General features: G+C 66.6%; 7 protein-coding genes. 3 read left to right on the top strand and 4 right to left on the bottom strand.

Annotated features, from left to right (window positions below):
• The 3 genes from FM051_RS49050 to FM051_RS49040 form a co-directional block, all read right to left on the bottom strand.
• Positions 1-562: recombinase family protein (locus tag FM051_RS49050; RefSeq protein WP_238413250.1), on the bottom strand; the 562-nt coding region annotated here is incomplete at its 3' end.
• Between the two features lie 318 nt (positions 563-880).
• On the bottom strand, positions 881-1,135 hold the full coding sequence (locus tag FM051_RS49045; RefSeq protein ID WP_238413249.1) for a hypothetical protein: 255 nt from the start codon (positions 1,133-1,135) through the stop codon (positions 881-883).
• 3 nt (positions 1,136-1,138) lie between these two features.
• Positions 1,139-1,483 (bottom strand): DUF6247 family protein, encoded by a 345-nt coding sequence (locus FM051_RS49040; RefSeq protein ID WP_158854740.1) that lies wholly within the window; start codon positions 1,481-1,483, stop codon positions 1,139-1,141.
• A gap of 379 nt (positions 1,484-1,862) precedes the next feature.
• Here FM051_RS49040 and FM051_RS49035 point away from each other — a divergent pair, with 379 nt between their 5' ends.
• Genes FM051_RS49035 through FM051_RS49025 form a run of 3 tightly spaced genes read left to right on the top strand, consistent with a single transcriptional unit; the run spans position 1,863 to position 6,597 of the window.
• A complete protein-coding gene (locus tag FM051_RS49035) occupies positions 1,863-2,579 on the top strand; it encodes a hypothetical protein (RefSeq protein ID WP_158854738.1) in 717 nt (238 codons plus the stop codon).
• Entirely contained in the window at positions 2,576-4,576 is a 2,001-nt protein-coding gene (locus FM051_RS49030) for a hypothetical protein (RefSeq protein ID WP_158854736.1), read from the top strand. The genes FM051_RS49035 and FM051_RS49030 overlap by 4 nt, the downstream gene beginning before the upstream one ends.
• On the top strand, positions 4,573-6,597 hold the full coding sequence (locus FM051_RS49025; protein ID WP_158854734.1) for a hypothetical protein: 2,025 nt from the start codon (positions 4,573-4,575) through the stop codon (positions 6,595-6,597). The genes FM051_RS49030 and FM051_RS49025 overlap by 4 nt, the downstream gene beginning before the upstream one ends.
• Before the next feature lie 285 nt (positions 6,598-6,882).
• Here the strand turns inward: FM051_RS49025 and FM051_RS49020 are convergent, their stop codons facing one another.
• Complete coding sequence (locus tag FM051_RS49020; RefSeq protein ID WP_158854732.1) at positions 6,883-8,610, bottom strand: tetratricopeptide repeat protein; 1,728 nt, start codon at positions 8,608-8,610, stop codon at positions 6,883-6,885.
• Between the last annotated feature and the right edge of the window lie 137 nt (positions 8,611-8,747).

Raw genomic sequence — 8,747 nt, 5'->3', positions numbered from 1 at the left:
GCTCCGCGGTCAGACCACCACCATCGGAATACCGCATCCCACCGGCATACACCCACCGGCATACACCCACCGGCATACACCCACCGGCAAGAGCAACCGTCACCCCGAAACGAAAAGATCGGTAGCGACCCAGCTCGGCCTGGGCCTTCATCGACGCCAGCGCCCGGTTGCGGGCCCGGATCACCTCCCGCTGCGACTGCGCACCCAGAAACGTCATCAACCGGCGGTGTTCACCGTCACCCAGGTCCACCCGGCCGCCGACCTCGGGCAGCCACACCTGCACCCCTGCGGCACGCAGCAGCGGCACCAGCTCATCGAACTGACGCCCGCAGAACGCCCGCTCGTACTCGCCCACCACGATCGCGTCGAACCCCCGGTCCGGGTCGGCCACCGCCTCCAGCAACCGGGACGCCTCCGGTCGGTTGCACCATCGGCGACATCGGGAGGCGCCCTCGTCGAAGAACTCCGCCACGATCACCCCGTGCCCGGCGACCAGACGCTCGCACACCTCCCGCTGCCACAATCGCGAGGAACGTCGGTCCTGATACTCCGAGGTCGACATCCGCCCGTAGAAGGCAAACCGCAACCCCAGGTCGACGTTCGGGTCCGGAGAATGCCTCCGCTCACTCTCGCACTGCTTGGTCTGCAACCAGCAGTCCAACAAGCTCTGATCATCCATAGAAGCGCTGGTCGTCATGAGTGCGACACCTTCAGTCGAGGGACACAACACCCCTGGGACCACACTCGACCGCGACCATGACAGCGACACCACCGACCGCCACCCGCACGGAGCAGGACATACCCCCGAACAGCCCTGCACACCCAGCTTGGTGCGCAGACCGGCACGGAGCCCGTCACCCGCCGAAACGCGCCGACCGGATCAGCCCAGCCACTGCACCAGCAACAGGTGCACCTCGCGCTGCTCCTCCAGAATCAGATACACCACCTGACCAGCCCTATCCGGCCCGAAGCTCCAATACCGCACCGCCGCGCCGGGATTGTCCTCGTGCTGCGGACGGCCGTTCCACGGCTGCAACTCCAACACCGCCAGCACCTCGGCATACACCGACAGCGCCTTCACAGGCAGCGCGGCGACCTGCTCCAACGTCGCCGCGTCGGGCACGACGCGATACACCGGCTACTCGGCCCGCCCCTGACGCCCGCGCAGCAGCGCCTTCATCTCCTCCAACGACACCGCGTCCGGATTGGCACCCAGACGCTGGACCTGCTCGGCCTTGGCCAACATCCGGTAGTACGAGCCCGGGTCGCGCAACTCGCCGTAGGCGATGTGCCGCCACTTACCCAACAGCTCCCGCACCCCGGCCAGATCCTTCGACACCTTGGCCCGCTCCAGCACCAACTCCCACTCGCGATCGAACTCCCCCACCAGCATCGGCGTCAGAGCAGCCCGGATCGCCACCGGATCAGCCGCAGGCGCCACCGGCTCGCCACCGGACGGCATCGACGCAGCAGGAGAGGCCATGCCCCACCCTAACCCCAGCCGGTGACGACTGCGAAGGTATGCACCCATGTCGACAGCAGGCCCAGCGGGTAGCACATGACGGTGGTTCACGATGCACTGTTGCCGACCTACCTGCGTTGACACTCGCCATTACCCGGCCGAAAGCGCCAATGGCATTGACTGGTCGCAAATTTCACCACTCCGAAGACGCGCGCGTCACGCCGGAACCGACCGATCGACACACCTTTTCACCACGAAGATATTGCCCGAAGAACAGCCTCCGACACCCGAACCAAGGTTGTTCGATTCGGGCGCCGCTCGCGTTACAGCCGTTCACTCGTTCGTCGTAATTATCGTTCGGGTGTGGTTTCCACCCGGTCGGGTGTCGCAGAATCACCGGATGTCCAGTCCTGTGGGAGGCCCGGTAGACCGGGAGGGTGACACGGAGCGTGCGGCGACCACCAGTCGCGTGCAGGATGCGGTGCGCCTGTTGCTTCTCGTCAACGGCGCGGCCGAAGACCTTCCTCAGCCGCCTCCGCCTCATGTGCCGCATGGGGCAGTCGCGGTGCTGCGGACGCAGATGGCCCTGCAGGCGCTCGACTTCTGGCTGCGCAACCCCGACTACTTCGCCAACTGGCTGCTCGACCTACACGACGGACACGGCGATCACGCCCTGCTCGTCGAAGCCCAGCGGATCATGGACTCCGAAGAACCGGAGATACGCAACTATCCGATGTTGCGCTACCGGTTCGGCGCGTACGAGCCCTTGGACGGGGCGCTGTCGGTGCTCGCAGCGGCAGGGCTGGCGCATCGACGTCGCGAGGGCAGCACCGACCACACCAGACAGCACAACTACTACATCACCGAACACGGCCGTCGAGTGACCACGGATCTGATCACTGACGTACCCGAGTTGAGTTACTACGTCACCCGCGTCGCCTTACTGACCCAAGTGACGAAAGGGTTGAGCGGTAGCCAGTTGAAGGCCATCCAATACCAACAGCAGGAGTATCTGGAAACCGAGTGGAATCAGCATATCCGTCCGATCGCAGCCAGGGTGCGACAGCGGATCGCCCGCATGCTGACCGATACCGAACCCGCAGTGGAGGTGCGATGACGACGGCAACGCCTTCCGCAGACACCAGACGCTTGGCCACGCGGGTCGCCGCCAGTTCGGAGATCGACGCGCCAGCGGTCGAGGCGGTCTTCGCGTCCCACGGAGTGCCGGCCTCTCCGATCCCCGCTGCTCCGCGCAGCCTTCGGGTGTTGAGACTGCGGCTGTGGGGACACAAGCGTGACATCCCCGAAAGCGGCCCCTTCGACACCACCCTCCGGATTCCCCGTGGGCTGGTGATGGCGATCGCACCGAACCTCAAAGGCAAGACCAGCCTGCTGGAGTTGATCACCTGGTGCCTGCGTGGGACGCCCAAGGCGTTGCAGCAGGACGTGATCTCCTGGTTGGAGGGTGTCGAATGCGACGTGCTGGTCAACGATGTCCCGCACGGCGTCCGCATGCGCCTGCACGACGGTGCGATCGCCGACGCCGTCATCCTGAAGACCAACAGCATCGAGGACTTGGCCGCAGCCCGCGGCCACAGCCCCGGCAACGCGGTTGTCATCGCCCGCGCTCGATCGAACGCCGAGTACGAGGCCGAGATCCAGGCGTTCATGCTCGACCGGCTCGGCCTGGAACCCATCCTCGCCTACGCCTCGAAGACCGGCGTGGTGCAGACCCACTCGTGGCCCGCCTACTTCGGCGCCGTGTACCCACCGGCCGGTGGCGAGAAGGTCCTGATCGGCGAGACGGCATTCGCCGGCTTGGCGGGACGGCTGCTGGAGGTGTTCCTCGACCTTCCCGGCGCCGCACTGCTGACACGGGTCAAAGCGGCCCGTGACCGGCTGTCAGCCGAGCACAACAAGCAACTCGATCTGGTCAAGACCGCCGCCGACCTCGACCGGGCACGGCGAGCCGAACAGCAGCAGCGCCTCAAAACGGCGCAGCAGTCGCTGACCGATCTGCTCGCCGAATCGGCCGTACCTTCGGCGACCGAAGCCGCCGAACGCGTGACGGCGCTGTCGCTGCAACTCGCCGATGCCGGTGCCGACCGGCGGGCAGCCGATGTGGCGCATCGGCAGGCCCGAGCGGCACGGCAGGCCGACCAGCGCAGGCTCAACGACGTGCGTGAGTCCGCAGTGGCACGGCGGCTGTTTCACGGCTTGGACCCGCAAACCTGCCCGCGGTGCGAAGCACCGGTCACCGCCGAGCGCCGTACAGCGGAAGCCGATCGACACCACTGCGCGGTGTGCACCTCGCCGATCGACGTCCAGGAAAACGAGGACGAAGAACTCCTCCAGGAACTCCTCGACGCCGTCGCCGCGTCCCAGCGGGCAGAGAACGCTGCGAGCGAAACCTTGTCGACCACCGATGAGGTCATCCGACGATTGACCGGGCGGCTCGCCGCTGCGGAAGCCGAGCTTCGCGACGCCCAGCAAGCCGGCACCGCCACGAAACGCGCCGAACTGGAGCGGGAGATCGCCCGTGCCCAGGGCGCCCTGGAAATCCTGCAACCATCCGTCGAGGAGACCGTCCCTTCCGGGACAACCAAGGACTCGATCGAGCTGCGTGTACTGCGCGCCCTGGCGGAGATTCTTGAAGCCGACCTCATGGCTGCCTCGGTGCGACTGTTCGCCGAACTCGGCCCCGAGATCGCGGCCTTGGCCAGACGCTTCGGTATCGCCTCGGTGCAACAGGTCAAGATCGACCGGAGGGCTGCGCTGGCGATCAGCAAAGGCGGCGCGAAACCCGACAGCTTCTCCGGCCAAAGCCCCGGCGAACGCCTCAGGCTGCGCATCGCCACCGTGATCGCGTTGCTCCGCGTAGGAGCCCGACTGGGGATCGCAACACATCCCGGCCTGCTCATGCTCGACAGCCTCCGCGCCGAAGAAGTGCAGGAGGAGGACGCACACGCGATCCTGGCAGAACTGATCGGCATCGCCCGCGAGACTCCAGAGTTGCAGATGCTGACCACCACGGCCGACATGACCCTACCGGTGGGTAGACTTCCCGACGAGGCGATCCTCGCGCCACCGGAGGGACGTGACGCGTTGTGGTGACGCCGGCCAGCACACAGGAACGCCTGATTCAGGCGGCCAGTACCGGCCGGATCCCCACAGTGGACGAACTCGGCCAGTCCGACCAAGTGGCCCAGCAACTGACCGAACTCGCCAGCACTGCGGTCGCGCCACTGGCCGCCGGTGTACTCGCAACCGCCATGGCCGACGACACTGCCGGAACATGGACCTCCACAGTGCGCTCATTCGCCACCGGTACAGCAGCGCAGAGCAGCGTCCTGGCGCTGGCCGACACCATCGACATCCTCCTGGCGACCCCGGCCACGACCGCGGTGGCCGGACCTGGCCTGCACGACGCCATGCTGCGCGACTTCGACGCCCTCGTCTCCGACCACCCTCACCTCGCTGCCGCCCGGCTGGAAGGAGCGCTGCGCGTCGCACTGTCGGGCACCACGACCCCCTACCTCGTGCTGGACCGGCTGACCCGCCGTGTCGACCAGATGCCTTCGGACTACGTGGAGGCACTGCCCCGCCTCCTCGGAGCCGCACTCGACACCTGGGCGGGCGATGACGCACTCACCCACCCTCTGCGCACCACACTGCAACGGCTCACCGAACTGGACGACCTCGGCGCCGATGCCGACGCCACGTTCGAACTCGGCTGCGACGCTCTGCGAGCAGCCTTGAACGCCACCGACGAACCCACCGTACTGACGGGTGTCCAAGCTGCCGAGCAACTCTTCACCACAGTCGGCAACTCGGAAGAAGGCCGTGACGACGCCGCGGTCTACCGGCAGGCATGTCGAGCCGTCATCGCCTTCGCCCGCCGCGACCGAGAAGCCGTGCAGGCTGCGTCCGTCGAACTGGAGCAACTACTCCGGCAACGCCGCGCATGGCACCTCAACACCCACCTCCCGGACTGGCGTCTACATCGCCTCGACGCCGAAACGGCCTGGCTCAACCTCGTCCTGGACCTCCGTACCGCCAGCGACCGCCTCGCCGAGGCCACCTGGCTGGACACCTGGACCGCTATAGCCGAACTCGGCAAGGTCTACGAAGCCGAACGCCCGCGGATGCCCCAGGTAACCACAGGTCTGTCCACAGTGATCAAACCGGTCATCGAGAACGCCGTAGCGGAAAACGCCGCACTACTCGACCAGCTGAAACGAGCCGTGGAAGCGGACCGGAAACGCCCGCAACCGGTCCTACCAGCCTCTGCGGACGCCCTCCTGGGCGCCATCCGCAACAGGGAACGTCACCAGCACCGAAGCACTCTCACCACAGATGACGATGCGGAGCCCGACGGAGCCCGTCTACAGCGCACCGCCCCGTCACTGCTGCGCCTCGCCCCCATCGTCCGATCCCATCTGCTCGCCACGCTCGACGACGTCGACCTCGCAGCTCTCGACACACTCGTACGCGCAGCCGCACCACCAGCCGCCGAACACCCCGTCCTGTCCGCAATGCGCACAGACATCGTCGACCGACTAGAGCGCGACCCGCGTTTCATCGGCGAGGCACGTGCAGCGGTCATCGCGCTGTTGGAACGCACACTCACCTTCCTGCTCGACCGCTACAACCGCGGCGGGCCACTCGCCCCGGGCATGAAGGACATCATCAAGAAGATCAAGCCGGGAGAGAAACCTCCGGTCGAAGCCGACTTGCAACAGGAGTTCCACATCTGGCTTGCGGCCCCATGGGAACTCGCCGGTCGCGTACACACCGAAGTCAGCAAAGTCAGCACCGGTCGTACCGACGTTCACATCCGCATCGGCGAGATCGTGCTCAGCACAGAGGTCAAACGAGAAGAAACCGATGCAAGCCAGGAGAACCTGGACCAGTACCTGGCCCAAGCGGCCGAGTACTCAGGCTCCAACATCCCCTTCAGCCAACTACTGGTCCTCGACATCAGCGACCACCGACACGGCACGCGATCCTTGATCGACTGCGCCTGGACCCGCTCCTACACGCCAACCGACCATGCGTCACCACGCCACGTCATAGCAGCCGTCGTCATCGGCAACCGACCGACGCCACGCTTCCTCACGACGCGCACGATGTAACTCGCTCCGGACCGGTACCCCAGGATGACGCATCAGAGTCTCCAGGAATCCCGGCGCACCGCATGGTCTCCATCAAACCCGGTACGGAACAGTGCGCGAGATGGTGTCGGCGCAGCGCGGCCTGAACCTGGAGCAGCGGGTGATCATCACGGGTGCGTTGGAGATCCACGAACGCCGGTTGCGGAAAGTGCTGGTGCCGCGTCGGGCGGTGGTAACCCTGGCGGCCGAGATGGACGTGGCAGCGGCGCGGGCGCTGGCGGCGGCGCATTCGGGCCGAGATGCGCGCTACTCGTCGTCTGCGCTGTCCCGCCGTGTTTGCTCCAGCCACTCGGCCAACGCGCGCAGACTGGCGATGGTCTGGGGATGGTCAGGACCGAGCACGAGGTTCAGGTCTCCGACAAGCTGGATGAACGCCTCGACAGCCTCGGCGACGCGCCCCGCCTTCCCGAGACATTGGGCCAGGTTGTGCCGGGCATGGAAGGTGCGGAGATGGTCGCTGCCCTGGAGCCGCGTCCGATCGGCGACGAGTGCGGCGAACGCCTCGACGGCCTCGGCAGGACTCCCCGCCGCCGCCTGCCAGCGCGCGAGTTCGCTCCTGCTGTCCAGGGTGGCCGAGTCGTCCGGGCCGAGGACTCGTGCACAGTCCTGGACGATCTCGGCGAAAGCTGCCACAGCGCCGGCGGCGTGCCCCTGCTCGCCCTCCCACTTGGCCAGGTAGTGCCGGGAACGAAGAGGGGCCGGGTGATCAGGACCGACGATTCTCACCTGGTCTCGCAGGAGTTCGGTCAAGGCCTCCGCCGCGCCTGGGACATCCCAGTTCGCCCGCCAGAGGATCAACGTCTCCCTGGCCGCGAGGGATTCGGGACTCCCGGCGTCCAGCCGTTCTATCTTGTCGGCTTGACCCATAGCCGCCCGTAACTCCCCGGCCGCCTTCTGGTCGCCTGCGTCGGCGCGTGCCCGCAAGTTCTGCAGTGCCTCCGACCCGATCAGGCGTTCCAGCACGTCGATGGAGCCGCCGGGCGCGGGCGCCTGACCGGTATCCCTCTTCGGCGACACGTGGACATCCGCGTAGAGCGCGGGAAGCTGTGAGAGGGTGGCGTTGATGCGCGGCAGCGCCTTGCTCAGGAACTTGGGCAGGACACTGGCCGAAGTGCAGATCCCGACGACGGTCCGGTACCGCTGCGCGATGTCGTCCAGGTAGCGGCGGATCGTCTGCTCCGGGTTCCAGAAGTGCTCATTCACGATGTAGACGCCATCGGTCCCGCTGTCGAAGATGTTGCCGTTGCCCTCCACGGACACCAGGCCGCGCGGCAGGTCGTCCCGATGCCGGGGAGGCGCGGTGAGCCAGTCCGGCGCGGACCGACTGCGGGCTGCCATCTCCCGGTCGATCGCCTGGCGGATCTCGGCGACCGATCGCTGGAAACCGCGGATCTCGCGCCGGATCTCCTCGATCGAAGCGATGACGATCCGCTGCGGGTACACCACCGCCAATGGGTCTGAACGCACCTTTCGCCCCTTCTCGTCATACAGGATCTCCAGGTGCAGCAGGTATGCCACCAAGTCCAGGACGAACGGCCGTGCGAGCCGGATCAGGAACCGGTCGGCCTCCCCCGGCGCAACCACCTGGGAGAGAGGGGCGATGATCGGTGCGTCGGCAGCGTGCTCGGGGTCCGGGAGTTCGACCTCGTACGTCGCCGAGGCATCCAGGCCCTTGCCCACATGCCCCGGGCCGGCGTCGTAGGGCATGCGCATGGTCGTGTCACCGAACCGGACCGCCTGGTGGACATGTACCACCAGGCGCTTGAGGACGGCTGGCTGACCACCGGTGTTGCGGACCATGACGTCGAGGACCGGCGGGTCGTCCTTGGCGTCCTTGGCCGGATCAGGACGCTGCAAAGCCACGTCCACCAGCTTCACCCGCGACTTGCGGCGCCCCGGTCCCCGTGTCGTGGCCCAGGCGGCGATTAGGGCGGCACCGACGCCGCCGGTCAACCCGACAATTGTGGTGAGCACACGTCTACCTTAAGAACTCCTAACAGAATGATCTTGGAATACGGTTGAGCAGTGGTGTGTTGACCATGGCGTGAGGAAGGGCCAGCAGCTTCCGTGGGTCGTCTCCGACGAGCTGTGGGCAAGGGTCGAGCCGCTGC

Source organism: Saccharothrix deserti (assembly GCF_009769385.1).
GTDB lineage: Bacteria > Actinomycetota > Actinomycetes > Mycobacteriales > Pseudonocardiaceae > Actinosynnema > Actinosynnema deserti.
This window is presented reverse-complemented; position numbering and strand designations above follow the sequence as displayed.

Coding starts and splice junctions, on each gene's coding strand:
- FM051_RS49035 (WP_158854738.1), top strand. CDS start 1,863: ATGTCCAGTCCTGTGGGAGGCCCGGTAGACCGGGAGGGTGACACGGAG.
- FM051_RS49030 (WP_158854736.1), top strand. CDS start 2,576: ATGACGACGGCAACGCCTTCCGCAGACACCAGACGCTTGGCCACGCGG.
- FM051_RS49040 (WP_158854740.1), bottom strand. CDS start 1,483: ATGGCCTCTCCTGCTGCGTCGATGCCGTCCGGTGGCGAGCCGGTGGCG.